The following is a 25,251-nucleotide window of genomic DNA, read 5'->3' as shown; positions in this document are numbered from 1 at the left end:
CCAGGCGACCGGCCCCTCACCGCTGTCTACCGCCGGTGGGCCCTCACCCGCCCAGCTTGTCCGCCAGCTCCCCCGCGTCCGTCGTCGGCGCGTCGCAGACGAAGTGACGGCAGACGTACGCGGTCGGCTCGCCGCCCACCGGCGGCCGGTCCACCAGCAGCGGGAACTCGGCCCCCGCCCCCGGCCCCTCCCCGGCCGCGACCACCGCACCCGGCGCCCGCCCCAGCAGCGCCGTACGGTGCAGCTCACCGCCGACGGGCCCGGCCACGGCCACCTCGCGGGGCCCGTCGAGCAGCGCCTCGGCCACGGCGAGGCCCCAGCCGACGAACCGGGGGACGCGGGGCCCGAGGGCCTTCACCACGCCGAGCGCGCCCTCGGCGGCGGTGCGGTGGGGCTCGGACCCGGTGTACGCGGCATACGAGAGCAGCGCCCCCGCGGCGGCCGTCCACCCCGACGGGGTGGCGCTGTCGGTCGGATCCTGGGGCCGCCGGATGAGCTGCTCGGCGTCATGGGCGGTGTCGAACAACTGACCGCCCTCCCCCGTGAACTGCTCCAGCACGATGTCCAGCAGGAACCCGGCGAACTCCAGCCAGGCGCCCTCCCCCGTCACCGCCGCCAGCGCGAGGAACCCCTCGGCGACATCGCCGTAGTCCTCCAGCACCCCGGCGTTGTCCCCGGCGCGCCCGTCCTTGGACGTACGGGTCAGCCGGGCCACTTCGCCCAGATGCACCCGGACCAGCAGATCGGCGGCTTCCGTGGCCCGCTCCACGAGGTCGGGCCGGTCGAAGTAGGCGCCGGTCTCGGCGAGGGCGGCGATGGCGAGCCCGTTCCAGGCGGCGACGACCTTGTCGTCCCGTCCCGGGTGCGGCCGCTCGTCACGGGCGGCCAGCAGCCGGGCCCGTACGCCGGCGACGCGCGCGGCGTCCACGGGTCCGGCGTCCCCCGGCAGCCGCAGCACGGAGGCGCCCTCCTCGAAGGTGCCTTCCTCGGTCACCCCGAAGCAGGCGGCGGCGAAGGCGGCGTCGTCCTCCCCGAGCACGTCACGCAACTGCTCGGGCGTCCACACGTAATAGGCGCCCTCGACATGCCTGCCCTCCGCGTCCTCGCTGTCGGCGTCCAGCGCGGAGGCGAACCCGCCCTCGGCGGTCCGCAGCTCCCGCACCATGAAGTCGGCGGTCTCCAGGGCGATCCGCCGGGCCTCGTCCGACCCGGTGGCCCGCCAGAGATGGGCGTACACCCGGCAGAGCAGGGCGTTGTCGTAGAGCATCTTCTCGAAGTGCGGGACGATCCACTCCCGGTCCACGGAGTACCGCGCGAACCCGCCGCCGAGCTGGTCGTAGATCCCGCCGCGGGCCATCGCCGTACAGGTGTCGGCGGCCATCTGGAGCGCTCCCTCGGCCCCGGTCCGCGCGTGATGGCGCAGCAGGAACTCCACGGCCATGGCCGGCGGAAACTTGGGCGCGCCCCCGAACCCGCCGTGCTGCTCGTCGTACTCCCGGGTCAGCCCGAGCAGGGCCTGCGCCACCTCGGACTCCCCCGGCACCCCGTCCCCACCGTGGACCAGCGACCGCCCCGCCAGATCGGCCACGATCCGCCCGGCCACCTCGGCGACCTCCTCGCGCCGGTCGGTCCAGGCGGTCGTGACCCCTTCCAGAACCTGCTGGAAGGAGGGCGAGCCGTGCCGGGGCTCGGGCGGGAAGTAGGTCCCGAAGTAGAACGGTTCGGCGTCCGGCGTGAGGAAGACGGTCATCGGCCACCCGCCGTGCCCGGTGGCCGCCTGAACGGCCTCCATGTACACGGCGTCGACATCGGGCCGCTCCTCCCGGTCGACCTTCACGGGCACGAAGTGCGCGTTGAGGTAAGCGGCGGTCTCGTCGTCCTCGAAGGACTCGTGCGCCATGACGTGGCACCAGTGGCACGCGGAGTAGCCGACCGACAGCAGAACGGGTACGTCACGCCGCCGCGCCTCCTCGAAGGCCTCCGGCGCCCAGGGCCACCAGTCGACCGGGTTGTCAGCGTGCTGAAGCAAATAAGGCGAGGTCACACCAGCCAACCGGTTCATACACCCCAGCCTCTCACAGCGTCTGTCACGACCGGTGAAGCACTGACGAGCCCGCCTCACTTGGCCGACTTGCACTTATGCGCCATCACGCGGTGGGCGGCTCCTTCTCCTCCGAGTCGGGCAGCCCGGCACCTCGGAACAGTAGGCTTGGCGCAGCAACGCCGGACCTGCCGAGGCCTCTCGAAGGAGGTACACCATGACCGCCGAGATGGTGGCGCCCGCGTGGATGCATACGCAGATCAGCGCGGAGCAGTACGACTCCTGGTCCGAGGAGCAGTGCGCCGGCATCGAGATCGTGGACGGGATGGTCGTCGTGAGCCCGAGCGCCTCCAAGCGCCAAAACCGGCTGGCCCGCATCCTGGCCAACGCCCTGGACGCCGCCGCGGGCGCGGACTGGAACGCCGACACAGACTTCGACGTCCGCCTGCAGGACGTTCCCCTCACCAACCGCCGTCCGGATGTCATCGTCTACCGGTCGGAAACTATCGGCCTCACGCCTACCCGCCCCGAGCACGTACTCCTGGTCGTCGAGGTGGTGTCGCCCGGCTCGGAGACCACCGACCGGATCGTGAAGGTGGACCAGTACGCCAAGGCCGGCATCCCCTTCTACTGGCGGGTCGAGCAGGCCGCCACCGGGGTCCCGATCGTCTATACGTACGTCCTCGATCCCGCCACCAAGGCCTACCGGGACGGCGAGATGTTCACCGGCGCGGTGAAAGCCGCTGCGCCCTTCTCCGTCGCCGTCGACCTCGGAACCATCTGAGAGGCGAAGCACCTCACCCCGGCACTGGCCGAGCACCAGCTCTTTGGGGTCACGGGTTCGCTCGCCGGGACGTCGGCCGAGGTCGGGCTCCTCGCGGCGGCTCCCCGGCGACCGCTCCACGCACCCCCTTGGGCCCGCTCCTTGACCCGCCCTTGCCCTGCGCCCCTCGCGCCGGAGCGCGCCGCGCAGGACACTTGACCCCGACGCTTGATCCGGCGCTCCGGAACCCGAGGTCCGGAACGCAGCTCTCGGAGGGGGACACATATGCGGGACAGCCATCGGGCGGAAGCCGAGAGGCTGTTGGTGCGGGCCGTGGAGGAAGAGGCGCGGCGCAGCGGCGGGCGGATCGATGCCGGGGCGCTGATGTCGCGGGCGCGGGCCGCGCTCGACACCATGGCCGCCAGCGCGGGCGAGGAGTACGCCGCGTACACGCAGGCGCTGGACTCGGCGGCGGTGGGTGACCGGCCGCTGGCGGAGCGCTTCAGCAGAGCGGCGCTCGGAACGCCTCTGCTGGTGACGGGAGTTGCGGCGGCCGCCGCCTTCGGGGCGGATCTGGCGCTCGGCGCGAACACCGGTCTGGCGTTCGGTGCGGGCGCGGCCGTCGCGGTGGCCGGCACGGCGACGACCGTGGCGAAGGCGACCGCCTCGCACTGGCCCGCCGCCCATCGCCGCGCCGCTGCGGCCGGACAGCCGGGCGGGGCCGAGCAGTTGCGGCTCCAGTGGCTGACCGCCCTGGAGGTACGGGGCATCCGCCCGTATCTGGACCAGCAGCGGATGCTGACGCCCGCCAAGCGCACCCCGAAGAAGCAGACCGCCCCGGCGGTCAGGCAGTTGCGCGGCGGCGACCGCAGCGCGGCGGCCCGCACCCGGGTGGTGCTGGAGCAGTCGTTCGGCCATCTCCCGCAGGCTGACGGGCCGTTCAGCGGGCGGCGGACCGAGCTGGCGCAGATCGCCCGGTGGGTGCACGCGGCCCGTGCCTCCACGCAGACCCGGCCGACCGTCGTCGTGCTGCACGGCGCCCCCGGGTCGGGGCGGACCGCGCTCGCGGTGCGGGCGGCCCACACGCTCAAGGACCAGTTCCGGGGCGCGTGCGTGGTCGATCTGCGCGGCCAGGTCGCCGGGGAGAACCCGCTGCCGACCCGGGACGCCCTGCTCCATCTGCTGAACCGGCTGGGCGCGCCGCGCGAGCAACTGCTGTTCCGGGAGGGCTCGTCGGCGGCGCAGCAGGTGCGGCGGCTCGCCGAGCTGTACCACCAGCACCTCACGGGGACGCCCGTCACCATCGTGCTCGACGACGCGACGGACGCCGGTCAGGTGCGCACCCTGGTGCCGGAGCGTTCGGACAGTCTGGTGATCGTCACCGCCCGGGAGCCGCTGGAGCTGCCCGAGGACCTGGCGGCCTGGGTGCACCATCTGCCGGTCGGCGCGCTGGACGCGGCGGGCGCGGAGGAGCTGCTGCGGGAGGTCGCCGAGGAAGAGGAGGCCGGGCCCTACGACTACCCGTCGACGGACGCGATCATGGAACTGTGCGGTGGGCTGCCGCTGGCGCTGCGGGTGGCAGGGTCCGCGCTCGGGGGCCGCAGCCGGCACACACTCGCGGAGGATCTGGCCGCGTACGGGCCGGTGGACCCGGTGGAGCGGGCCCTGTGGCTGCGCTACACCGACCAGGGCGATCAGGCCCGCCGGCTCCTGCGGCGGCTCGCGCTGGCGGGCCGGGCGAGCCTCGGCGCGGCGGCGGCCGCATCGCTCCTGGCGGCGGACGAGCAGGAGGCGGACCGGCTGCTCACCGTGCTGGCGCGGGCCGGGCTGCTCACCCGCGTACGGGGGTCGCGCTACCGGCTGCACGACCTGGTGCGGGCCTTCGCGCTGGCCCGGCTGCTGGACGAGGAGGAGCCGGCCGAGCGGACGGCCGCCCAGGAGCGGCTGCTGACGAACTACGCGGAGCTGGCCGACGCGGTGATCCGGATGGTCGACGGGAAGATGTCGACCCGCGCCGGGCAGTTCGGCCCGCACGGCTTCGGTTCGCTGGACTCGGCGCTGCGCTGGCTGGACGACGAGTCGAGCTTCATCACCTCCGCGCTGCGGCACGCGGAGGGCGTCGACCAGGCCACGGTGCTGCATCTGCTGGGCGCCCTGTGCGACTACTGCCTGCTGCGCGGCGACCTGTACCGGCTGGGTGAGATCAGCGAGCTGACCCAGGCCGTGGACCAGGGGCTGCTGGAGCGCTCGGTGCAGTGGCGTACGGGCATCGCGGCCCGGCAGCTCGGCGAGCTGGACAAGGCCCGCACCACGCTGTCCTCCGTCGTCGGCCTCTACCACGAGGCACAGAACGACGCGGGCGAGGCGCTGGCCCTCTGCTCGCTCGGCATCACCCTGCACCACCAGGGCAATCTGACCGAGGCGGCGGCCCGGCTCGGCGAGGCGCTGGCCCTCCAGTCGTCACAGGCGCAGGCCGAGGACCGGGCCTGGACCCTGCACGCGCTGGCGGCCGTGGAGCGCGACCGGGGCGATCTGCCGAGGGCGCTGGCGCTGCTGGCCGACGCGCTGCGCCTGCACCGGGAGGGCGAGTCGCTGCACGGCGAGGCGTGGACGCAGTTCCAGCTGGGCCAGGTGCGGCTGCGCACCGGCGAGGTGGCGGCGGCCGAGGAGGCCCTGGGCACCGCCCTGGAGCTGTACGGGCGCACCCGCGACGGGCGCGGTGAGGCGTGGGCGATCACGCAGCTGGCCCGGGCCCGGCTGCTGGACGAGGACCCGGCCGCCGCGCTGGAGCAGCTGCGGGACGCCCTGGCCCGGCACCGGGACAACGAGGACGCGCGCGGTGAGGCGTGGACCCTGTACTACCTGGGTCAGGCGCTGGAGGAGGACGGGGACACCGATCAGGCGGTTCGCGAGCTGGAGCGGGCCCGCACGATGTTCTCCCGGATGCGGGACGTGTACGGGCTGGCGTGCGCCCGGCACCACTCGGGCCGGGTGACCCGGGACCAGCGGGCCGCGCAGACGGGCAACCTCCGCAATTCGGGGTTCGCCCGGCAGCTGCTGATGGACGCCCGGGCCGACTTCCGGCGGATCAAGGTGCCGTACGGGGAGGCATGGGCGTGCGTGGAGCTGGCGTTGATCGACGCGGGCAACGGCCGGGCCCCGCAGGCGCTGGAGCTGTGCGGGGAGGCGGCGGAGCTGTTCGCCTCGTACGGGGACGCTCGGGGCGGCGACTGGGCCCGGTTCCTGCGCTGCACGCTGCTGCCGTACGCCTCGCCCGGGGGCAGCGAGGTGGGCACGGTGGTCGCACAGCAGGAGCTGGCCGAGCTGATCGAGGCCCGGCACCCGGCCCGGGACGCCAAGCTGGAGCAGTCGGCGGCGGCGTTCGCGGTGGCGCTGGAGCGGGGTGTCGACCTGGAGGACGGCTGGCAGGCGTGGCGGCTGGGGCTGACCCCGACCCGCGGCGCCGGCCAGATCATGGGCGTGGCGGTGGAGCCGGCGAGGCCGTGAGCGGCGACGGAGCGCGCGCCCGTGACCGTACGGGACGGGGAGCCACGACCGTGCGGACGGGGCCCATGGCCGTGGGGGGGGGCGGCGATCCTGACCGTCCGCGACACGGAGCGCGACCGTAGGGGGCGGAAGAACGGGAACGAGGCGTCCGGCAACCCGGCCGGACGCCGTTCCCGTACGCGCGAAGTCGGCGCGCTACTTGCCGGGCGAGGCCGCCTTGCCCTTGTCCCCGGCGGGCTCGGCCGCCACCGCGTCCGGGTCGGGGGCCTCCTGGAAGTTCACCCGGCCCATGTGGCGGTTCATCGACTTCATCAGGGCCCACACGCCGACGGCGAGCGCGGCGAAGACGAGGAAGCCGAGGACGCCGGGGGTGACCTTGTTCTTGTCGAGCTCTTCGGCGGCGAGCGGGACGAGGTGCGTCAGTGCCTGGGTCGCGTACATATCAGGCATTGTCGCGGATGCCCGCGAAGAGGTCGCTCTCGGGGAGGGAGGTATCGACCAGAGACTTCGCCAGCTCGTACTCCTCGGTGGGCCAGACCTCGCGCTGGATGTCCATCGGGACCCGGAACCAGCCGCCCTCGGGGTCGATCTGCGTGGCGTGCGCGATCAGCGCCTTGTCGCGGATCTCGAAGAACTCGTCGCAGGGGATGTGCGTGGTCAGGGTGCGCTCGACGCGCTCGAACTCCTCCCACCGCTGCAGCCACTCCCCGTACGGGGACTCCAGGCCCCGGGCGAGGAGCGCCTCGTGCAGGGCGACGGTGCGCGGCCGGTTGAAGCCCTGGTTGTAGTAGAGCTTCTGCGGCGTCCAGACCGGGCCGAACTCGTCCTCGGGGAAGCGCTCCGCGTCCGCCGCACCGTCGAACGCGATCATCGAGATCGTATGCGTCATGATGTGGTCGGGGTGCGGGTAGCCGCCGTTCTCGTCGTACGTGGTGATGACCTGCGGCCGGAACGCGCGGATCTTCGCCACCAGGCGCCCCGCGGCCGGCTCCGGGTCCTCCAGGGCGAAGCAGCCCTCGGGCAGCGGCGGCAGCGGGTCGCCCTCGGGCAGCCCCGAGTCGACGAAGCCGAGCCACTCCTGCTGGACGCCCAGGATCTCCCGGGCCTCGTCCATCTCCTTCTTGCGGACCTCGTGGATGTTCTTCTCGATGTACGCGTCGCCCTGGAGCTTCGGGTTGAGGATGGAGCCGCGCTCGCCCCCCGTGCAGGTCACGACCAGCACGTCCACCCCCTCGGACACGTACTTGGCCATGGTGGCCGCGCCCTTGCTCGACTCGTCGTCGGGGTGGGCGTGAACGGCCATCAGTCGCAGCTGCTCAGTCAAAGCTCGGTCCTCAGTCATTGGTCGCTCTGGTCGATCATGGGTCGCTCCGGTCCATCCGGTCGGTGCGGGGCGCGATCGGGTGACGGGCGTGCGGCTTCTATAGTGACTGAACGAGGGGCCGGAAAATTCCTCGATGCCCGGTCCGGAGGGAACGATCATGACGACGGTTCGCGAGGCTGCGCCCGAGGGGCGGTACGGCCGGACCGAGGACCAGCGCGCGGACCGCAAGCTGAAGATCGTCGGATCGGTCCTGGGCGTCGCCCTGCTCGGCGTGATCGGGTGGATCGGCTACGACTACGTGGGCAACCAGGGCATCAGCGGTGAGATGATCAAGTTCAAGGTCGTCTCCGACACCCGGGCCGACGTCCACCTGGAGGTCCGCAAGGACCGCGAGGGCCATGGCTACTGCGTGGTGCGGGCGCTCAGCGAGGACGGCTCCGAGGTGGGCCGCAAGGAGGTCCGGTTCGACCGGCCCGAGGACCGGATCGACGAGGTCGTGACCGTGGTGACCCGGTCCCGGGCGACCGCGGTCGAGCCGATGGGCTGCACGGCCGACGACGGGCCGCGCGGCTGATCCGGGCAAACCGGCTCTGACCTGCGACGATACCGGGCGCGATGGTCGGTCCTGGCGTGTGACGGTTTACCTTCTCCCCCTTTTCCTGCGGAATTGTTAGGCTCGTGGTTTCGCCCACCCGCAGAGGCACATGCTTCTGGGTAGGGCGTTGCTTTGTATTCCCAGCACTTCCCAGTACCGACGAGGAGCACCTGTGACCCAGACCAGCGAAAACGTCACCTGGCTCACGCAGGAGGCGTACAACCAGCTCAAGGCCGAGCTGGAGTACCTGTCTGGTCCCGCGCGCACGGAGATCGCCGTCAAGATCGCGGCGGCCCGTGAGGAGGGTGACCTCCGGGAGAACGGCGGGTACCACGCGGCCAAGGAGGAGCAGGGCAAGATGGAGCTGCGGGTGCGCCAGCTCACCCAGCTCCTGGAGCACGCGAAGGTCGGCGAGGCGCCGGCCGACGACGGCGTGGTCGAGCCCGGCATGGTCGTCACGATCGCCTTCGACGGCGACGAGAACGACACGCTGACCTTCCTGCTCGCCTCCCGTGAATACGCCAGCACGGAGATCGAGACGTACTCCCCGCAGTCCCCGCTCGGCCTCGGTGTGAACGGCAAGCGGACCGGCGACGACGCGGACTACGAGCTGCCGAACGGCAGGACCGCCTCGGTGAAGATCCTGGCGGCGAAGCCCTACACCGGCTGATCCGGCCGGCCACGGCACACGACGACGCGGGAGCCCCGGCCTGAGGAGGCCGGGGCTCCCGCGTCGCTCCGTTTCCGTTCCGTGCCCGTCGGGGCCCGGGCGTCAGGAGGCGGCCGAGCGGTACTTGCGGACCGCGAGGGAGCGGAAGGCCACGATGATCAGCACCGACCAGATGATCGAGGCGATGATCGGATGCTCCATCGGCCAGGCCCCGGTCACGGACTTCGGCACGCCCGGCATCGTGTTGCCGAACAGTTCGCGGGCCCCCGCCACCGTGGCGCTGAACGGATTCCACTCGGCGACGTGCTGAAGGAACGTCGGCATGCCGGTGACCGGCACGAAGGCGTTCGAGATGAACGTCAGCGGGAACAGCCAGATCAGCCCGCCGGAGGTGGCCGCCTCCGGGGTGCGCACGGACAGGCCGATCAGCGCGCCGATCCAGGAGAACGCGTAGCCGAGCAGGAGCAGCAGCAGGAAACCGCAGATCACCTTGCCGATGTTCTCGTGGGTGCGCCAGCCGACGATCAGGGCGACCCCCGCGAGGACGACGAGGGTGAGGGTGGTCTGGACGAGGTCGGCGAGCGTCCGTCCGGTGAGGACCGCGCCCCGGGCCATGGGCAGCGACCGGAAGCGGTCGATGAGCCCCTTGTGCATGTCGTCGGCGATGCCTGCGCCGGCGCCCGCGGTGGCGAAGGTGACGGTCTGGGCGAAGATGCCCGCCATCAGGAACTCCTTGTACAGCTGCGGGTCGGTGGAGCCGCCGATGCTGATCGAGCCGCCGAAGACGTAGGTGAACAGCACCACGAACATGATCGGCTGGATCAGTCCGAAGATCACCATCTCGGGGATCCGGGTCATCCGGATCAGGTTCCGTCTGGCGACGACCAGGGAGTCCTTCACGGACTGCGTGACGCCTCCGGAGGGGCGGGGCGCCAACGTGGGGCCGTCCTTGGCGATCGCGCTCACCGGGCGTCCTCCTTGTCCTCGTTCTGGTTCACCTCGGCCGCGTGGCCGGTGAGGGAGAGGAAGACGTCGTCGAGGGTGGGCCTGCGCAGGCCGATGTCGTCGATCTCCACGCCCTGGGCGTCCAGGGCTCGGATGATCTCGGCCAGCAGCTTGGCCCCGCCGCTGACCGGGACGGTCAGCTTGCGGGAGAGCTGGACGACGGTGACCTCGCCCTTCCCGAGAGAGCTCAGCACGGAACGGGCGCGCTCGATCTCGTCGGGGTGGTGCACGACGACCTCGACGCGCTCGCCGCCGGTGCGGGCCTTGAGCTCGTCGGAGGTGCCGCGAGCGATGACCTTGCCGTGGTCGATGACGCAGATGTCGTTCGCGAGGCGGTCGGCCTCCTCCAGGTACTGCGTGGTCAGCAGCAGGGTCGTACCGCCCGCCACCAGGTCCTCGATCACGTCCCAGAGCTGCTGCCGGTTGCGCGGGTCGAGGCCGGTCGTCGGCTCGTCCATGAACATCACGGGCGGCGACACGACGAGCGCCGCCGCGAGGTCGAGGCGGCGGCGCATACCGCCGGAGTAGGTCCTGGCGGTGCGGTCGGCGGCGTCGCCGAGGTTGAACCGGTCGAGCAGGACGCCCGCGCGGGCCTTCGCGTCCCGGGCGCTCAGCTGGTAGAGCTGCCCGACCATCCGGAGGTTCTCCCGGCCGGTCAGATACTCGTCGACGGCGGCGAACTGCCCGGAGAGCCCGATCGAGCGGCGTACCTCGTTGGGCTTCTTCAGTACGTCGATCCCGGCCACGGTCGCCGTGCCGCTGTCCGGGCGCAGCAGTGTGGTCAGCACCCGTACGGCGGTGGTCTTGCCCGCGCCGTTGGGCCCGAGCAGTCCGAGGACGGTGCCCTCGGGGACGTCGAGATCGACACCGCCCAGGGCCGTTACGTCGCCGAAGGTCTTCACCAGACCCTCGGCGTGGATCGCACCTGGCATGGAGAGGCTCCCCCGTCACTCGTGGACGACTGTGCCCGTACGCGTCTACTCGGCGATCCTAGGATTCGCGGGGCCGCATCGCGCGCTGAACACCGAGATCCGGCCAAACGGAGCGAAGCGGACGGTCAGCCCATGACCCGGTAGCCCTCGGCTCGCAGCGTCTCCTCGACGTCCGCGCAGTGCTGCGGGCCCTTCGTCTCCAGATACAGGTCGACCTCCGCCTCGGCCAGCCCGAGGCGGGGGTCGGTGCGCACATGGCTGATGTCGAGGACGTTGGCGTCGGCCACGGTCAGCGTGGCGAGCAGGGCTGCGAGGGCTCCCGGGCGGTCGGTGAGCCGCAGCCGCAGGCTGAGGTAGCGGCCCGCCGCGGACATCCCGTGCCGCAGGATGCGCTGCATCAGGAGCGGGTCGACGTTGCCGCCGGACAGCACGGCCACGACCGGCCCGCGGAACGCCTTCGGGTCGCTGAGCAGCGCGGCCACCGGGCTGGCACCGGCGGGCTCGACGACCAGCTTGGCCCGCTCCAGGCAGAGCAGCAGCGCGCTGGACAGCTCGTCCTCGGTGACCGTGCGGACCTCGTCGACCAGCTCCTCGACGAGGGCGAACGGTACGTCGCCGGGGCGGCCCACCTTGATGCCGTCGGCCATCGTGGCCGGGGCGTCCAGCGAGACGGGGTACCCGGCGGCGAGGGAGGGCGGGTAGCAGGCGGCGCCCTCGGCCTGGACGCCGACGATCCGGACGTCGGGGCGCAGGGCCTTCACCGCGACGGCGACGCCCGCGGCGAACCCGCCGCCGCCGATGCCGAGGACGATCGTGCGGACCTCCGGGCACTGCTCCAGGATCTCCAGTCCGACGGTGCCCTGGCCCGCGATGATGTCGGGGTGGTCGAAGGGGTGGATGAAGACCGCGCCGGTCTCCTCCGCGTACCGCTGGGCGGCGGCGAGGGTCTCGTCGACGACCTGGCCGTGCAGCCGCACCTCGGCCCCGTACTCCCGGGTCGCGGCGACCTTGGGCAGGGGCGCCCCGACGGGCATGAAGACCGTGGAGCGTACGCCGAGGAGGGACGAGGCGAGCGCGACGCCCTGGGCGTGGTTCCCGGCACTCGCGGCGACCACCCCGGCCGCCCGCTCCACCGGGGTGAGCCCTGAGATCCGGACGTAGGCGCCGCGCAGCTTGAAGGAGCCGGTGCGCTGGAGGTTCTCGCACTTGAGGTGGACGGGGGCGCCGACCAGCTCGGTCAGATGGCGGCTCCCCTCCAGAGCGGTCATCCGGGCCACCCCGTCCAGCATTTTCTGCGCGCCCCGGACGTCGTCGAGGATCAGGGCCGGGTGATGGGCGGTCGCGCGGAAGTTCATGCCCGCAAGTCTTGCAGCTCGGACCGGGCGCGGCAGACTTGCCCATGGCGGCCTGCGGTGGTGTCCGCGGGTTTGTGCGGCACTGGTACGCGTTGCCCCGGGGCCGCGTACTCTGTCCCCCACCCATCCGACACCGCACGAAGAGAGCCCCCGGCCATGCCCCCTCAGGACATGACGACTGCTGCGTCTCCTTCCGGGGGCACCGCCCCCCAACACCCGGGCCCCGACCGCCTGCTGGACGCGCTCCAGCACCAGGTGGCGGTCTTCGCCCGCCGTGCCGAGCAGACCCGCCTCGGCGGTGTCGGCCAGGTCCGCAACTCGATGGACCGGGCGGCGTACCTGCTGCTGAACCGCCTTGACCGGGAAGGGCCGATGGGTGTCAAGGCGCTGGCGGCCGGGATGGGGATCGACTCGTCGACGGTGACGCGGCAGGTCGCCCCGCTCGTCGACACCGGTCTGGTCAAGCGCACGTCGCACCCGGAGGACGGCCGGGCCGTGGTGCTCCAGCTGTCGCCGCGCGGTCAGGCCCGCCTGGAGGAGGTCCGCGCCTCGCGGCGCGAGCTGATGTCGCAGGTGACGGACGGGTGGACGGAGGAGGAGCGGGACACGTTCTGCGCCCTGCTCACCCGTTTCAACGGGTCGCTGGCCGACCGGCAGGCCGCGCACCAGCCGCCGCAGCCCGACTGACGGCCGCCCACGTCCCTCCCCCGCGTCCGGACTCTTGACCGGGGCGGTGCGCGGGGGCTCGTATGTGGTGCATGGCAGAGCGGGCGACCCACCGGGACCGGCTCCGCGCCCTGGAGTTCGAGGCCTTCGTGGCGGGCGCGGGCGGACGCCTGCTGCACACGGCGACCCTGCTCACCGGCGAACCGTCGCGGCCGCCGGGCACGTATGCCCGGGCCGAGGCGCTGCTGCGCGCGGCGCTCGCCCGTACGTACGCCGACTGGGACCGGCTGCACGGCGGCGACCCCTACGACCGGGCCCGCCGGGAGCTGGCTCTCCGCTTCGCCCGGGAGGCCCGGCGCCATCAGCGGCCGCGCGGCGGTCTGCTGGACCGGCTGACCCCGATCGAGCGGCTGGTGCTGGTCCTGCGGATGTACGAGGAGGTCGGCGAGGAGCAGACGGCGGCCCTGCTCGGACTGCCGGCCGACCGGGTCCGCGCGGTGTGCGCCCGGGCGGTGGCGACGCTGCGGGCGGGCGGGGGGCGGCGGGGGTCGACCGGGGCGAAGGGGCGCGGGCAGGCCTCCGCGCCCGGGGACCGGGTGACGCCGTGAGCGCCGGCCTCCAGGATCCGGATCCGCGCGAGGAGCAGGTCCGGCGGATGCTGGACGGCCCGCATCCCGTCCTGCCGCCCGGCCTGGCCGCGCAGGCGGTCCGGCACGGCCGACGCCGTCTGCGGCTGCGCCGGGCGGCGCACCGGACGGCGGGCTGGCTGCTGGCCCTGGTGTTCGTGGCGTTCCTGGTCTGGGTCGGCGTCGAGCAGCCGTGGGTGACCGAGCCGGCCCAGGTCACTCCGCCGTTGGAGGGCTGGTGAGCCGTGGGGCCCCCGGTGGGAGCGGCCTACGCTGGAGGAAGCGGCTGTCGTACGAGCCGAGGAGGCCGTCATGACCAGGAAGACAGCGGACTGCCGCAACTATCCGAGCGAGATGAACTGCACCCTCACTCTCACCGGTGAGGAGGACGAGGTCGTCCGGGCCGCGAGCGAGCACGCGGCGTCGGTCCACGGACACGAGGACGGTCCCGTACTGCGCGAGCAGATCAGGGGGATGCTGGAGGACGCGGACGAGAAGGCGGGCGCCTGAACACCGGAACGCGAGGGGCGCCCGCCGTCACCGGCGGGCGCCCCTCGGGTCACTGTCGTCGCTGCCGCCGGATCAGCCCAGCGCCTGCGTGAGGTCGGCGAGCAGGTCGTCGCCGTTCTCGATGCCGACGGAGATCCGGACCAGGTCGGCCGGGACCTCCAGCAGGGACCCGGCGACGGAGGCGTGCGTCATCCGGCCCGGGTGCTCGATCAGCGACTCCACGCCGCCGAGGGACTCGCCGAGCGTGAAGAGCTTCGCGCGGTTGCAGACCTCGACCGCCGCCTCCTCGCCGGCCGCGACACGGAAGGACACCATGCCGCCGAAGGCCTTCATCTGCTTGGCGGCGACCTCGTGGCCCGGGTGCTCGGGCAGGCCCGGGTAGAGGACCTGGGAGACCTTGGGGTGCCGGGTCAGCAGGTCGGCGACCTTGGTGGCGTTCTCGGTGTGCCGGTCCATGCGGACGGCGAGGGTCTTGATGCCGCGCAGCACGAGCCAGGCGTCGAAGGGACCGGCGACCGCGCCCATGGCGTTCTGGTGGTACGCCAGTTCCTCGGCGAGCTCCGGGTCGCTGACCACGAGGGCGCCGCCGACGACGTCGGAGTGGCCCCCCATGTACTTGGTGGTGGAGTGCACGACGACGTCCGCGCCGAGCGCGAGGGGCTGCTGGAGGTAGGGCGAGGCGAAGGTGTTGTCGACGACGAGGCGGGCCCCGGCTTCGTGTGCGACCTGGGCGACGGCGGCGATGTCGGTGATGCCGAGCAGCGGGTTGGACGGGGTCTCCACCCAGACCGCCTGGGTGCGCGGGGTGATCGCGGCCCGTACGGCGGCCACGTCCGAGGTGTCGGCCACGGAGAACTCCACGCCCCACCGCGAGGCGACCTTCGCGAACAGCCGGAACGTGCCGCCGTAGGCGTCGTTCGGGATGACCACGTGGTCGCCGGGGGTCAGCAGCGTCCGCAGGAGGCAGTCCTCGGCGGCGAGGCCGGAGGCGAAGGCGAGTCCGCGGCGGCCGCCTTCGAGGGCCGCGAGGTTCTCCTCCAGGGCGGTGCGGGTGGGGTTGGCGCTGCGGCTGTACTCGTATCCGCCGCGCAGTCCGCCCACGCCGTCCTGCTTGTACGTGGAGACCTGGTAGATCGGCGGAACCACCGCGCCGGTGAGGGGGTCGGCGGTGTTCCCCGCGTGGATGGCGAGGGTTTCGAAGCTGTGCTGGTCGCTCATGAGGCCCGAGCGTAGTTCCTGGCAAAGGCCCTTACCGGCCACTCGGCGCTCCGGTGACAATGGAGCCATGGAGATTCTGTTGTTCCTGCTCGCGATGTGCATGCTCGCGGCGGTCGTCGGCCCCTGGGTGATGCGCCGCCGGGGCGGTATCCGCCAGGTCGCCCCCGGTTCGCCGGACGCCGCCGACCCGGACACGTACGGCTTCGCCCGCCAGGAGGAGCTGGACGTCCGGATGCCGGGCCCCGACCAGGACCTCCTGGACGTGCTCGACGTGGTCCAGGGCACCCAGGAGTGGCGGGCGGCCTCCCAGCTGCTGGCCGGGACGCCGAAGGAGGGCGAGGTGCGCTGGCAGCGGGTGCAGGCCTTCGCGGGCGCGGCCTCGCTGGAGCTGGCGCAGCAGCCGGGCCGGGGCGGTTCGTGGCTGCGGGCCTGGCGCGCGGAGTCCCCGAAGGACGCGGGCGGTGCGGCGGTGCACGCGGAGTTCCTGGTGCAGCAGGCGTGGCGGTCCTCGGCTGCGGGCAGCGACGACTTCCGGATCATCCTGGAGGAGGCCCGTACGGTCTGCGGCGAGGCGGCCCTGCTCGCGCCGGGCGACCCCGTGCCGTACATCGTGGAGCTGGCGGTGGCCCGGGGCCTGGGCTACACCCCCGAGCAGTTCGACCAGCTGTGGGCGAAGATCATCGACCGGGCTCCGGCGCACATGGGCGCGCACATCGCGGCGCTGCACTTCCACTCCGAGAGGTGGCACGGTTCGCGCAAGGACGCCGAGGCCTTCGCCACGGCCGCCGCCGCCCGCGCCCCGCAGGGTTCGCTGCTGGCGGCGCTGCCGCTGTTCGCGGTGTACGAGCACCTGCCGGAGGTCAACCTGGTGCAGGGCTTCTACCGCAGCCAGGTGGTGACGAAGGCGGTCGAGGGTGCGATGTTCGCGGTGCACGCGGCCCGGCAGGACGACCCGATGCTGGCCCATGTCCGCCACCTCCTGGTGCTGTTCCTGGTGCACATGGAGCGCTGGTCGGAGGCGATGCACCAGCTGGTCCGGATCGACGGCCACGTGGGCGCGCTGCCGTGGACGGCGGAGCCGGACCCGGCCGCTCGGTACACGGTCTACCGGGCGCTGGCCGTCGCGGGGTACGAGGCGAACGGCGGCAGCCCGGCGACGCTGCCGCACTGATCACGGCGTGGCGGGCGGCCCGCGGCGGGTTCGGGGGCCGGCCCGTCGCGGCGGGCCGGCCCTTCTCGGCTGCACGGCGATGGCGGACTGGCCGATCAGCCCGCCCCGGCCGGAATCCCGGAGGCCGCCCCCTGTGTTGTAGGTAGCGAACACCGACCTCGGAGGAGCCCCGCATGTTCCTGAACCACCGCACCCCCGTGCTCCCCACCCCGGAGGAGGCCCTGCGCGGCCGCCCCGTCCCCGAATTCACCGTCCCCTCCCGCCACACGGTCCTCGGCAATCCGCTGGTGGGCCCGTACCCCGAGGGTCTGGAGGTGGCGGACTTCGCGCTGGGCTGTTTCTGGGGCGCGGAGCGGACGTTCTGGCAGGCGGAGGGCGTGTGGACGACGCTGGTCGGCTACCAGGGCGGCTACACGGAGAACCCCACCTACGAGGAGGCCTGCTCGGGTCTGACCGGGCACACGGAGGCGGTACGCGTCGTCTTCGACCCGGCCGTCGTGTCGTACGAGGAGCTGCTGAAGCTGTTCTGGGAGTCGCACAACCCGACCCAGGGCTTCCGCCAGGGCAACGACGTGGGCACCCAGTACCGCTCCGCGGTCTACACCCACTCCCCCGCCCAGGCCGCGGCGGCCGACGCCTCCCGTGAGGCGTACCAGAAGGTCCTGACGGCCTCGGGCCACCGGGAGATCACCACGGAGATCCTCCCGGCCGAGGGCCGCCCGTTCTGGCCGGCGGAGGCGTACCACCAGCAGTACCTGGACAAGAACCCGGGCGGCTACTGCGGCATCGGCGGCACGGGCGTCTCCTGCCCGATCGGCGTGGCCCCGGCCGAGGGCTGATCCCCCCCGGGCGTCCGGGGGCACCGGACGAGGGCGACCGCACGGCTGTGCGGTCGCCCGTCGGCTATGGGGCGAGCATCGCCGGAAGCACTCGCCGCACGAGTCGTACGAACAGGGCGTCCCGGTCGGCCGGCGGCGGGCCGCCGGCCTCGGTGAGGGCGGCGAGGAGATGGGGATGGCGGCCCTCGGCGGCCACCGCCGCCAGACGGGCCGCCCGGGCGGGCGGGTCGCCCGGTCCTTCCGCAAGGGCCTCGCGGCGGGCGAAGAGGGTGGCCAGACCACCGAGGAGGCCGATGGCCTCCAGTTTCTGCCCGGCGGTGCCGGGCGCGGGGGCCAGGATCCCGAGCGCGTGATCGAGGTAGTCGATGGCGTGCGGCCCCAGCACCTCACCGCGCCGGTCGTTCAGATCAGCCAGCCACGGATGCCGGACGTGCGCGGCCTTGGACTGGAGAGCCAGGCCGACGAGGTCGTCCAGCCAGTCGCCGCTGGGGGCGGAGAGGTCCAGCTCTCCCGCGACCGCGTCCGCCATCAGGTCCAGCAGCTCGTCCCGGCTCGCCACATAACGGTAGAGCGAGGCCGGCCCCGTACCCAGCCGCTGCGCGAGCGCGCGCATCGACACAGCCGCCAGGCCCTCCTCGTCGGCGAGGGCGAGTGCGGCGGCGGTGATCTGGGGGCGGCTGCGTTCCGGCGCGGGCCCCCGGGCGCCCCGGCCCGGGCGTGACCAGACGGTCGGCGGCCGGGTCTCTCGGTCGGCCACGGTCCGCACCTTCCTGTAGGTCGCCAGGCTTCGGCTGTAGTCTAATACTGCGAACACTGTTCGCAGTATTAGACCGCTCGCCGTCGAAGGAGCCCGCCATGACCTGGACCGAACGCCGCTTCGCCCGCAACGGCGCCGTCGAGCTCGCCCACGACCGGCTCCAGGAGGGCGCGGACGGCGAACCGCTGCTCCTGGTGATGGGGCTCGCGGTCTCCCGGCACTGGTGGCCCGGACAGCTGTGCGCGGCCTTCGCCGACGCCGGGTTCGCCGTCGCCCGCTACGACCAGCGGGATGCCGGCGAGTCCACCCGGCTGCCGAGGAACACCTCACGGGGCAACCCCTTCGCCGCCCTGGCCGCAGGTCGCGGAGGCGCCTACACCGCCGAGGACATGGCCGACGACGCCGTCGCCGTCATGGACGCGCTCGGCTGGGAGTCGGCGCATCTCTTCGGGCACTCGCTGGGCGGGGTGGTCGCCCAGCGCGTCGCCCTGCGCCACCCGGACCGGGTGCGCACGCTCAGCTCGTCCGCGTCGCTGCCCAGCGATGCGACCGGGCTGCGGGCCTTCCGCCATCTGCGGCTCGGCACGCTCGCGAAGTTCGCCCGCATCAAGCCCGCCCGGGACCGGGAGGAGCGGATCGCGGCAGGGCTCGCGGTGGCGCGGCTCTGCGCCTCGCCCGGCTACCCCTTCGACGAGGCGGGGACCCTGGACCGGATCACCGCCGACGCGGACTCCGGCATCGCGGACCCGGACGCCCAGTCCCGCCAGATCGGCGCGGCCTGGCACGGCCCGTCCCTGTCCGAACTGCGCGTCCCCGCGCTGGTGCTGCACGGGACGGACGACCCACTGCTCAAGCCCTCCGCGGGGCGCGCCACCGCCGCTGCGATCCGCGACGCCCGGCTCGTCCTCCAGCCGGGCGTCGGGCACGACATCCCGCGCGAGCGGTACACAGCGGTCGCGGCCGCCGTGCGGACGCTCGCGGACAGCTCCACCCGGGTCGACGAGCGGGCGTGACGCCCGCCCCCGGTCACTCAGGCCGCCAGCAGGACGCCGCCCATCGGACCCGCCGGGGCCGCAGGCCCAACGGGCCGGTGCCCGCCCGCCGCCCCCAGCGACCGGGACCGGGTCCGGGCCGCTGTGAGGCTCACCAGCCGCTCGCCGGCCAGGGCCAGGAGGTCGGCGAGGGTCAGGCCGAGCGCCTGGGCGGCGGCGGCCAGCACCTCCGAGGAGGCTTCCTTGCGGCCGCGCTCCACCTCGGAGAGGTACGCCATGGAGATCCGGGACGCGTCGGACACGTCCTTCAACGTCCGGCCCTGCGCCCGGCGTTCACGGCGCAGCACCTCCCCGACGAGGTCACGCCAGAGCGGCTCCCGGGGCAGCGCCGGGGGTGCCGGGTCCGCCGCCGTGGGGAGCGGGCGCAGGGGGATCACGTCGGCCTGGTTCGTCGCTCGGATGGTCACCGTCCCAGCCTAGAAGCCCGGCGCCCCCTCGGCACGGGGTGGGCGTTGCGCTCCGGGCGGATCTGCTGTCGGCGAAGTTGCGTGAAAGATCTTCGCCGTCATGGCTCCGCTCTCATGGAGCGCATACGACGGCGCATCACCCTGAGGTCCGGACGCCGCTCACCCGTGCGGCCGGGTGCGGTGGGGGCCCGCACCACCGCACCCGGGGTCTGTCGGATCAGCGTCCGTCAGATCAGCCCCTGCGCCAGCATCGCGTCCGCGACCAGCTCGAAGCCCGCGATGTTCGCGCCCACCACGTAGTTGCCGGGGCTGCCGTAGCGCTCCGCTGTCGTGTGGCAGGAGTCGTGGATGTGCCGCATGATCTCGGCGAGGCGCTCCTCGGTGTGGGCGAAGGTCCACGAGTCCCTCGACGCGTTCTGCTGCATCTCCAGCGCGCTCGTCGCGACCCCGCCCGCGTTGGCCGCCTTGCCCGGCGCGAAGGCGACGCCCGCCTCCTGGAGGACCCGGACCGCCTCCGGCGTGGTGGGCATGTTGGCGCCCTCCGCGACCGCCTTGACCCCGTTGCGTACGAGGTTCAGCGCGTCGGCCTCGTGGAGTTCGTTCTGCGTGGCGCAGGGCAGGGCCACATCCGCGGGGACCGACCACACGCCCGTACCGGGCACGAACCGGGCGTGGGAGCCGCGCCGTTCGGCGTACTCCGCGACCCGGCCGCGGCCGGCCTCCTTGATCTCCTTGAGGAGGGCGAGGTCGATGCCCTTCTCGTCGACGACGTAACCGCCGGAGTCCGAGCAGGTGATGACGGTCGCACCGAGTTGCTGGGCCTTCTCGATGGCGTAGATGGCCACGTTGCCCGAGCCGGAGACCGCGACGGTCTGGCCCTCCAGCGACTCGCCGCGGCTGCGCAGCATCTCGGCGGTGAACAGGACCGTGCCGTAGCCGGTGGCCTCCGTACGGGCCTGCGCGCCGCCCCAGCCGAGGCCCTTGCCGGTGAGGACGCCGGACTCGTAACGGTTGGTGATCCGCTTGTACTGGCCGAAGAGGTAGCCGATCTCCCGGCCGCCGACGCCGATGTCACCGGCGGGCACGTCGGTGTACTCGCCCAGGTGGCGGTGGAGTTCGGTCATGAACGACTGGCAGAACCGCATGATCTCGGCGTCTGACCGGCCCTTGGGGTCGAAGTCGGCGCCGCCCTTGCCACCCCCGATGGGCATGCCGGTGAGGGCGTTCTTGAAGATCTGCTCGAAGCCGAGGAACTTCACGATGCCGAGGTTGACCGAGGGGTGGAAGCGCAGCCCGCCCTTGTACGGACCCAGCGAGCTGGAGAACTCCACCCGGAAGCCGCGGTTGACGTGGATGTCGCCGGAGTCGTCCGACCACGGCACCCGGAAGATCAGCTGGCGCTCCGGCTCGCATATGCGCTCGATGATGCGGGCGTCGACGAACTCGGGGCGCTGTGTCAGCACCGGCCCGAGCGTCTCCAGGACCTCACGCACCGCCTGGTGGAACTCCTGCTCACCCTGGTTGCGGCGCAGGATCTCGGCGTAGAGCGGCTCGATGACACGGGCTGCGGCGTCCTGCGTGCGGGCGGAGTCGGGCGAGTCGGGGATGACCGGCATCTGATCAAGACCTTCCGTGGTCGGCTCGTGCGCGTCGGCGCCTCCGTCCCGGAGAGCGCCACCGGTCCGATTGTCCAACGCGGCCCGATGATCTTCGAGGACCATCCACATATTGGCCATGATCAGGCGTTTTGATCAGCACCCGGGCTCCTGGTCAGGCGCTTCCCCGCCCCGGCCGCGCACCGATGCGTGGCGGCTCGACCGTGCGGGTGAGGGGAAACAACCACCGGCGCGGTTGTTACCCGTCAGGAACGGGGACACCCTGCCTGACGATCAGTCATGATGCCCCCATGACGAAGCCACGGGGGCGTCGGAGAGGGCAGCCTCCTGACGAGCTACGTGCGTCGCGGGGGGCGCACCGGGCCGGGGACGGCCCGCCGGTGCCCCGCCCGGCCCCGCCCCCGCCGCCCTCCGTGCAGCCGCCCGCGCGAGCGGCGTATCCGGCGTACGCCCGCCCCTCCGCCTATCCCGCCCCGGGGCCCCGCAGGCAGCCGCGCCTGCCCAGGGGCACGGGGGACATGCGGCGGTATCTGGCGGTCGGGCTCGACGCCTACCTGTGCCTGCTGGCCGTCGGGCTGCTGGTGCGGTCCTGCCTGGACTCCGGCGGGACGGGACGCGCGGTCGCCCTGCTGGTCGTCCAGCTGATCGTGCTCTCCTTCGCCAACCAGGTGCTGCTGACCATGGCCGTCCGGGCGAGCGCCGGAAAGCTGATCATGGGCGTCCGGGTGATCCGGCTGCCCGACGCGGGCCGGCCGGGCTTCCGCAGGCTGGTGCTGCGCTGGCTGTACGGGCTCCTCTGGCTACCGCTCCAGCCCTGGCGCCGGCTCCGCGGCCCGGCGGCGGCCGGCGGCCCCGAGCGCCCCGCGGGACGCCCTGCCGAGCCGTACGAGGACCTCGCGGGGGTACGCCAGGTGCGGCGCAGCGATCTGCGGTCCTACCGGGCGGCCCGGCTCCGCGGCCCGGCGGCGGCCGGCGGCCCCGAGCGCCCCGCGGGACGCCCTGCCGAGCCGTACGAGGACCTCGCGGGGGTACGCCAGGTGCGGCGCAGCGATCTGCGGTCCTACCGGGCGGCGGTCCAGGGGCGTACGGACTGATTCCTCGCGGCTGCTGATCCCCGCTCGGTGGCTGATCCCTCGCGGCGGGTGATCCCTCGCGGCGGGTGATCCCTCGCGGCGGCTCAGCGGTCGGAGCCCTGCCCCGCCACCCGCTCCCGCGCCGCCCGCATCGCCGCCGCCGTGGCCGACGCGTCGTACTCCGGGCCGACGCCGGGAACGATCACCACGTCACCGTCCAGGTGCCGGGTGCGCAGCGGCAGGATCTCCTGGTAGGCCGGGGACGCGTACCAGGCGTGGGCCTCCGCCACGCCGGGAAAGCCGACCATGACCAGCGCGCCCGGCCAGGACCCCTCCACCACCTCCACCTCGGCGCCGTGCACGAGGAAGCGGCCTCCGTAGGGCTCCATGGTGGCCTGGATCCGCTCGATGTAGCTCAGCACCTCGTCCTGGACGGGGCCGTCGGCGGGGCGCAGGTGGGCGATGGCGTACGCGGTCATGGTCCGGTCCTCCGTGCGATCGGGTCGGGGTGCTCTTCGTGACACCCCCGATGCTGCCGGGCGGGGCGGAGAACGTCGATTACCTCAAAGGTCATGCGGAGGCCGTGCGGGACGGGGCCTGCCGTGCCCCGGACACGCCGAAGGCGGCGGTCCCGGGGCTTCCGGGCCGCCGCCTTCGGGCGGGGACGGGGGTGGTGCGGAGGAGGGGGCCGGCGGACCGGGAAGGGGAGCCGGTGGGTGGGTCAGGCCTGGGAGCCGGCCGTCCACTCCGCCCAGCTCATGTTCCAGCCGTTGAGGCCGTTGTCCGGGGTGATCGTCTTGTCCGGGGAGTTCTTGACGATGACCACGTCGCCGATGAGCGAGTTGTCGTAGAACCAGGCACCGGGGGCGCTGGGGTCGTTCGCGCCCTTCACGTCGGCGAGGCCCACACAGCCGTGGCTGGTGTTGGCGTTGCCGAAGATGCCCTTGCCCCAGTAGTTGCCGTGGATGAAGGTGCCCGACGTGGACAGGCGCATGGCGTGCGGCACGTCCTTGATGTCGTACTCGCCCTTGCCGTCGTCATCGGTGAAGCCGACGGTGGCGCCGTTCATCCGGGTCTCCTTGTGCTTCTCGGAGATCACCATCTGACCGTTGTACGTGGGGTTGTCGGGGGAGCCGGCGGAGATCGGGATCGTCTTGATGATCTTGCCGTCGCGGGTGACCGTCATCTGCTTGGTCTTCGCGTCGACGGTGGAGACCTGGTTGCGGCCGATCTTGAAGGTGACGGTCTTCTGCTGGACGCCGAAGACGCCGTCCGCCCCCTCGACGCCGTCGAGCGCCAGCTTCAGGGTGACGCTGGAGCCGCCCTGCCAGTAGTCCTTCGGGCGGAAGTCCAGGCGCTGGCCGTTGAACCAGTGGCCCACGACCTCCTGGCCGCTGCTGGAGGTCACGGTGATGCCGTCCTGGACGGCCTTCTTGTCCGTGATCTCCTTGTTGAAGTTGATCGAGACGGGCATCCCGACGCCGACCGTGGAGCCGTCCTCGGGGGTGAAGTTCCCGATGAAGCTGTTGTCGGGCGAGACGGTGGTGAAGGAGCTGTTCTCGTGGGCCTCGCGGCCCTTCGAGTCGGCCGCCGTGGCGTCGATCTTGTACGTGGTGGAGCGTTCCAGCTGGTTCGTGGGCTTCCAGCTGGAGCCGTCGGCCGCCAGCGTGCCCTCGACCGGGGTGCCGTCCGCCGTCGTCATGACGACCTTGGTCAGCTTGCCCTTGGCGACGGTGACCTGGGCCGCGTTGTTGATGCTGGCGTTGGTCGCGCCGTTCTTCGGCTTGATCGCTATCTGCGCCTCGGAGGCGTCCGCGGCTGCCGCCTTGTCCACCTCCTGCTGCGACGACTCCGAACTCCCGGCGCTCGTTTTGCCGCCCTTGTCGCCGTCGTCGGTACAGGCCGAAAGCACCAGCACGCCGCCGAGCAGTGCGGACACGGCCATGAGGCCCTTGCGCCGCTTGCTGTCCGTCATCACACGCTTCTCCATCGTTGCCGAATTCCCCAAAATCCCCGGACGGGACCGCACAGGCGGCACTCCCCGTCAATGTTCCAAGAACACCCGGAAAGGGCGCTCCGTTCCGCATCCACGACAGATGTGGGGAACACCACTCATCGACGCCGCCCCGGCAGCCGTGGTTCCCGCGGTCGGGCCCCGGTTTCCTTCGCCGCACGGCGCGGCCCCGGTCCGCAGCCGAGCGGGGCCGGGGCCGGTGTCCTCACACGTCACACCCGCTGCGCGGGGTCACCGTCCTAGCCGTCGTTCTTCCCATTGTGCGCGACCGTGTCGCCGTACCCCTCCTCGTCGTCCCCGTCCTCCGGCAGGAAGAGCCCCTCCTCGCCGTCGTCCGCGTCGTCCCAGCCCTCCGCGTCGGGGTCGTACTCGATGGATTCGCTGCTCCAGGAGGCCTGCGCGAGCTCGACCCCGGGCACCTCGCTGACCAGGTCGAAGGGGTCGACCAGGGAGGCGAGGGCCTCTGCACCGTCTGCCCGGACCGTGGCCTCGGCATGCATCCGCTCCTCGGCGGACCCGCTCCCTCCGACGCCGGCGACGGGCTCCCCGTACTCGGCGGCGATCGATTCGAGGGCGGTGCCGGTCAGGGCGTCGAGGTCGGTGACCTCCAGCACCATCTCGACGCGAAGTCGAACAAACCTGGATGTCTCATCTGTGCTCATGGCCGGAGCGTACGGCCCTGCGGGGGCACGACTTTCCACCGACCCGCTGCTTTGCTTAGCATCGGCCCACGGGGCTAACTCATGGTTGTCGCAAGGGGATCGAATCTGTGTCCGTCGCTCGTCGCACACTCCTGACCGCCACCGCCGCAGGCACGCTGCTGGCCGCTCTCTGGTTCGTCCCGTCGGCCAACGCGACCGGTGAGAACGCCGAGCGGCAGGGCGGCCCCGCCGCCACGTCCGGCCGGACCGCCGGCAAGGCCGACGACGCCTCCGAGGTGCGCCTCGCCGACACCGGTCCCGGTCTGGACACCACCCCGTACCTCATCGGCGGCACCGCCCTGTTGGGCATCGGCGCGGGCTTCGTCACCTACTCGGTACGCCACTCCGGGACGCGCTCGGCCTACTGACCCGGCACGGGTGCGCATACGAAGAGGTCCCCGCCCCCCGG

25 protein-coding genes and 1 pseudogene are annotated in these 25,251 nt (G+C 72.6%); 13 read left to right on the top strand and 13 right to left on the bottom strand.

Annotated features, from left to right (window positions below):
- Window positions 1-43 precede the first annotated feature (43 nt).
- Window positions 44-2,062 (bottom strand): thioredoxin domain-containing protein, encoded by a 2,019-nt coding sequence (locus tag RNL97_RS21245; protein ID WP_313751070.1) that lies wholly within the window; start codon window positions 2,060-2,062, stop codon window positions 44-46.
- A 196-nt stretch (window positions 2,063-2,258) separates the two neighbouring features.
- Between RNL97_RS21245 and RNL97_RS21240 the strand changes: the two genes are divergently transcribed.
- Together RNL97_RS21240 and RNL97_RS21235 are read left to right on the top strand one after the other, a co-directional pair.
- Complete coding sequence (locus tag RNL97_RS21240; RefSeq protein WP_243314938.1) at window positions 2,259-2,825, top strand: Uma2 family endonuclease; 567 nt, start codon at window positions 2,259-2,261, stop codon at window positions 2,823-2,825.
- A 264-nt stretch (window positions 2,826-3,089) separates the two neighbouring features.
- Complete coding sequence (locus tag RNL97_RS21235) at window positions 3,090-6,311, top strand: tetratricopeptide repeat protein (RefSeq protein WP_030576226.1); 3,222 nt, start codon at window positions 3,090-3,092, stop codon at window positions 6,309-6,311.
- A 195-nt stretch (window positions 6,312-6,506) separates the two neighbouring features.
- Here RNL97_RS21235 and RNL97_RS21230 read toward each other — a convergent pair whose 3' ends face one another.
- Window positions 6,507-6,752, bottom strand: a complete 246-nt coding sequence (locus RNL97_RS21230) for a hypothetical protein (RefSeq protein ID WP_030576223.1) — start codon at window positions 6,750-6,752, stop codon at window positions 6,507-6,509.
- 1 nt (window position 6,753) lies between these two features.
- Complete coding sequence (gene mca, locus RNL97_RS21225) at window positions 6,754-7,635, bottom strand: mycothiol conjugate amidase Mca (RefSeq protein WP_030576220.1); 882 nt, start codon at window positions 7,633-7,635, stop codon at window positions 6,754-6,756.
- Between the two features lie 157 nt (window positions 7,636-7,792).
- Between mca and RNL97_RS21220 the strand changes: the two genes are divergently transcribed.
- Window positions 7,793-8,209 carry a DUF4307 domain-containing protein gene (locus RNL97_RS21220; RefSeq protein WP_030576217.1) on the top strand — a complete coding sequence of 139 codons (417 nt, stop codon included), beginning with the start codon at window positions 7,793-7,795 and terminating at the stop codon, window positions 8,207-8,209.
- Window positions 8,210-8,402: 193 nt separating this feature from the next.
- Window positions 8,403-8,900: a transcription elongation factor GreA gene (gene greA / locus RNL97_RS21215; protein WP_030576214.1), complete on the top strand. Its 498-nt coding sequence runs from the start codon at window positions 8,403-8,405 to the stop codon at window positions 8,898-8,900.
- Between the two features lie 102 nt (window positions 8,901-9,002).
- On the opposite strand, the gene RNL97_RS21210 is transcribed toward greA, so the two are convergent.
- The 3 genes from RNL97_RS21210 to ilvA form a co-directional block, all read right to left on the bottom strand.
- Window positions 9,003-9,866, bottom strand: a complete 864-nt coding sequence (locus RNL97_RS21210) for an ABC transporter permease (RefSeq protein WP_030576210.1) — start codon at window positions 9,864-9,866, stop codon at window positions 9,003-9,005.
- Window positions 9,863-10,837, bottom strand: a complete 975-nt coding sequence (locus RNL97_RS21205) for an ATP-binding cassette domain-containing protein (protein ID WP_313751069.1) — start codon at window positions 10,835-10,837, stop codon at window positions 9,863-9,865. The genes RNL97_RS21210 and RNL97_RS21205 overlap by 4 nt, the downstream gene beginning before the upstream one ends.
- 125 nt (window positions 10,838-10,962) lie before the next feature.
- Window positions 10,963-12,192 carry a threonine ammonia-lyase gene (ilvA, locus tag RNL97_RS21200; RefSeq protein ID WP_030576205.1) on the bottom strand — a complete coding sequence of 410 codons (1,230 nt, stop codon included), beginning with the start codon at window positions 12,190-12,192 and terminating at the stop codon, window positions 10,963-10,965.
- Window positions 12,193-12,348: 156 nt separating this feature from the next.
- On the opposite strand from ilvA, the gene RNL97_RS21195 reads away from it, so the two are divergent.
- The 4 genes from RNL97_RS21195 to RNL97_RS21180 all read left to right on the top strand — a co-directional run bounded on the left by RNL97_RS21195 (window position 12,349) and on the right by RNL97_RS21180 (window position 13,994).
- Window positions 12,349-12,879, top strand: a complete 531-nt coding sequence (locus RNL97_RS21195; protein ID WP_030576202.1) for a MarR family winged helix-turn-helix transcriptional regulator — start codon at window positions 12,349-12,351, stop codon at window positions 12,877-12,879.
- A gap of 71 nt (window positions 12,880-12,950) precedes the next feature.
- Window positions 12,951-13,466, top strand: coding sequence for a sigma factor-like helix-turn-helix DNA-binding protein (locus RNL97_RS21190; protein ID WP_030576200.1), 516 nt, complete (start codon window positions 12,951-12,953; stop codon window positions 13,464-13,466).
- The gene (locus RNL97_RS21185; protein ID WP_243314935.1) at window positions 13,463-13,726 is read left to right on the top strand and encodes a hypothetical protein; all 264 of its coding nucleotides are present in this window, start codon (window positions 13,463-13,465) and stop codon (window positions 13,724-13,726) included. The genes RNL97_RS21190 and RNL97_RS21185 overlap by 4 nt, the downstream gene beginning before the upstream one ends.
- 70 nt (window positions 13,727-13,796) lie before the next feature.
- Entirely contained in the window at window positions 13,797-13,994 is a 198-nt protein-coding gene (locus RNL97_RS21180; protein WP_030576194.1) for a DUF1059 domain-containing protein, read from the top strand.
- Window positions 13,995-14,066: 72 nt separating this feature from the next.
- Here the strand turns inward: RNL97_RS21180 and RNL97_RS21175 are convergent, their stop codons facing one another.
- Window positions 14,067-15,212, bottom strand: a complete 1,146-nt coding sequence (locus RNL97_RS21175) for a cystathionine gamma-synthase (RefSeq protein ID WP_030576192.1) — start codon at window positions 15,210-15,212, stop codon at window positions 14,067-14,069.
- Window positions 15,213-15,279: 67 nt separating this feature from the next.
- On the opposite strand from RNL97_RS21175, the gene RNL97_RS21170 reads away from it, so the two are divergent.
- Window positions 15,280-16,383: a hypothetical protein gene (locus RNL97_RS21170; protein WP_243314934.1), complete on the top strand. Its 1,104-nt coding sequence runs from the start codon at window positions 15,280-15,282 to the stop codon at window positions 16,381-16,383.
- Window positions 16,384-16,556: 173 nt separating this feature from the next.
- The gene (gene msrA, locus RNL97_RS21165) at window positions 16,557-17,222 is read left to right on the top strand and encodes a peptide-methionine (S)-S-oxide reductase MsrA (RefSeq protein WP_030576187.1); all 666 of its coding nucleotides are present in this window, start codon (window positions 16,557-16,559) and stop codon (window positions 17,220-17,222) included.
- A 64-nt stretch (window positions 17,223-17,286) separates the two neighbouring features.
- On the opposite strand, the gene RNL97_RS21160 is transcribed toward msrA, so the two are convergent.
- On the bottom strand, window positions 17,287-17,979 hold the full coding sequence (locus RNL97_RS21160; protein WP_030576184.1) for a TetR/AcrR family transcriptional regulator: 693 nt from the start codon (window positions 17,977-17,979) through the stop codon (window positions 17,287-17,289).
- 98 nt (window positions 17,980-18,077) lie between these two features.
- Between RNL97_RS21160 and RNL97_RS21155 the strand changes: the two genes are divergently transcribed.
- Window positions 18,078-18,992 carry an alpha/beta fold hydrolase gene (locus RNL97_RS21155; protein WP_243314931.1) on the top strand — a complete coding sequence of 305 codons (915 nt, stop codon included), beginning with the start codon at window positions 18,078-18,080 and terminating at the stop codon, window positions 18,990-18,992.
- Between the two features lie 17 nt (window positions 18,993-19,009).
- Here RNL97_RS21155 and RNL97_RS21150 read toward each other — a convergent pair whose 3' ends face one another.
- Together RNL97_RS21150 and gdhA are read right to left on the bottom strand one after the other, a co-directional pair.
- Window positions 19,010-19,438 (bottom strand): helix-turn-helix domain-containing protein, encoded by a 429-nt coding sequence (locus RNL97_RS21150; protein ID WP_030576178.1) that lies wholly within the window; start codon window positions 19,436-19,438, stop codon window positions 19,010-19,012.
- A gap of 227 nt (window positions 19,439-19,665) precedes the next feature.
- Window positions 19,666-21,054 carry an NADP-specific glutamate dehydrogenase gene (gene gdhA / locus RNL97_RS21145; protein WP_030576175.1) on the bottom strand — a complete coding sequence of 463 codons (1,389 nt, stop codon included), beginning with the start codon at window positions 21,052-21,054 and terminating at the stop codon, window positions 19,666-19,668.
- A 518-nt stretch (window positions 21,055-21,572) separates the two neighbouring features.
- Between gdhA and RNL97_RS21140 the strand changes: the two are divergent.
- Window positions 21,573-22,001 (top strand): annotated as a pseudogene (locus RNL97_RS21140) (RDD family protein); the annotation flags it as partial.
- Window positions 22,002-22,231: 230 nt separating this feature from the next.
- Here the strand turns inward: RNL97_RS21140 and RNL97_RS21135 are convergent.
- The 3 genes from RNL97_RS21135 to RNL97_RS21125 all read right to left on the bottom strand — a co-directional run bounded on the left by RNL97_RS21135 (window position 22,232) and on the right by RNL97_RS21125 (window position 24,803).
- Complete coding sequence (locus RNL97_RS21135; protein ID WP_030576169.1) at window positions 22,232-22,606, bottom strand: DUF1330 domain-containing protein; 375 nt, start codon at window positions 22,604-22,606, stop codon at window positions 22,232-22,234.
- A 242-nt stretch (window positions 22,607-22,848) separates the two neighbouring features.
- Window positions 22,849-24,117 carry a L,D-transpeptidase gene (locus tag RNL97_RS21130; protein WP_030576167.1) on the bottom strand — a complete coding sequence of 423 codons (1,269 nt, stop codon included), beginning with the start codon at window positions 24,115-24,117 and terminating at the stop codon, window positions 22,849-22,851.
- A 263-nt stretch (window positions 24,118-24,380) separates the two neighbouring features.
- Window positions 24,381-24,803 (bottom strand): hypothetical protein, encoded by a 423-nt coding sequence (locus RNL97_RS21125; RefSeq protein ID WP_234313320.1) that lies wholly within the window; start codon window positions 24,801-24,803, stop codon window positions 24,381-24,383.
- A gap of 107 nt (window positions 24,804-24,910) precedes the next feature.
- Here RNL97_RS21125 and RNL97_RS21120 point away from each other — a divergent pair, with 107 nt between their 5' ends.
- A complete protein-coding gene (locus tag RNL97_RS21120; RefSeq protein WP_030576162.1) occupies window positions 24,911-25,210 on the top strand; it encodes a hypothetical protein in 300 nt (99 codons plus the stop codon).
- Window positions 25,211-25,251 lie beyond the last annotated feature (41 nt).

This window comes from Streptomyces parvus (assembly GCF_032121415.1).
GTDB classification, from domain to species: Bacteria; Actinomycetota; Actinomycetes; order Streptomycetales; family Streptomycetaceae; genus Streptomyces; species Streptomyces globisporus_A.
Note: the sequence above shows the minus strand (reverse complement) of the source record. Positions and strands in the feature narration are given on the sequence as shown.